At 68.0% G+C, this 1,100-nt stretch carries 2 protein-coding genes; one reads left to right on the top strand and one right to left on the bottom strand.

Annotation, left to right across the window (positions count from 1 at the left end):
- Positions 1-603 (top strand): hypothetical protein (locus KZA10_RS15825; RefSeq protein ID WP_218683361.1); only part of this gene is annotated, 603 nt, incomplete at its 5' end.
- An 88-nt stretch (positions 604-691) separates the two neighbouring features.
- Here KZA10_RS15825 and KZA10_RS15820 read toward each other — a convergent pair.
- Positions 692-1,100 (bottom strand): ArsB/NhaD family transporter (locus tag KZA10_RS15820; RefSeq protein WP_306300830.1); only part of this gene is annotated, 409 nt, incomplete at its 5' end.

The raw sequence follows: 1,100 nt of genomic DNA, 5'->3' as shown, positions 1-1,100 counted from the left end.
GCTCGATCTCGCAAGACCGGTGGTGCTGTGTCGATGGGGGTCACCCGAGGGGATCATGGCTCTTCGAGCTCGCCGGGGGACATGCGCATGAACGACTGGTTGCAGACCTGGATGGATGCCGGGGAGAGCGGTGATGCGGAGTGCGCTCGCGGTGCTCTCGCCGACGACGTGGTCCTCGTGTCGCCGGTCACCGATCAGTTCGTCTTCGAGGGCGCGGAGAGCGTGGTCGATCTGCTTCGTGACGTGTTCGACGTCATCACCGAGATCACCTACACCAGAGTGGAGCGAATCCCGTCCGGCGCGATCCTGTTCGCTGAGGCGCAGATAGGCGACGTCCGACTCAACGAAGCGCAGTTCATCGACCTGGATGCCGAAACCGGGCGCATATCGAAGCTCACGCTGTTCTTCCGCCCCCTGCCCGCGGCGACGAAGTTCCTTCGTCGGCTCGGACCCGCCGTCGCGAGACGACAGGGACACGACGGGACCGCGCGACTGCTCAGGGCGACCGGCGCATTTCTCGACTCCGTGGCTGCGACAGGAGACCGCACCTTCGTTCCGATGGCGGCACCGGGCCGAAGCGGAGACGCGAAAGACGGGGACTAGCGCCGAAGCGCTCCGGGACACGACGGCATCGGATGGGCTCGAGCCTGTCGGATGCGAGAGCCAGGCCCGCTCGAACTCCGCCGCGTCGCTAGCCCGAGACCAGCATCAGCACGAGCACGGCGGCGAGCACGGTCGGCACCGCGGCCACCGCGCCCCACAGCATGAAGCGGCTCCATCGGATCGTCACGCCCAGCGCCACGACCCGGTGGTGCCAGAGCAGGGTGGCCAGCGAGGCCCAGGGCGTGATGAGCGGGCCGAGGTTCACCCCGATCAGCAACGCCATCAGGGCGACGGGATCGCCTGCTGCGGGCTCGAGCACGAGATAAGCCGGAAGATTGTTGATCGCGTTGGCGCTCACGACCCCGAGCGCGGCGAGCCGGAACAGGTCGCCGGCAGAATCGCCGTTCGCGGTCGGCGAGGTCAGGAAGTCGAGGAGCCCCTGCGCGTGCGCGGCCTCCACGAGCACGAACAGTGATGCGGCGAGCGCGAGCGCCTGC

The organism is Microbacterium sp. BF1 (assembly GCF_019279095.1).
Lineage (GTDB): Bacteria > Actinomycetota > Actinomycetes > Actinomycetales > Microbacteriaceae > Microbacterium > Microbacterium maritypicum.
This window is presented reverse-complemented; position numbering and strand designations above follow the sequence as displayed.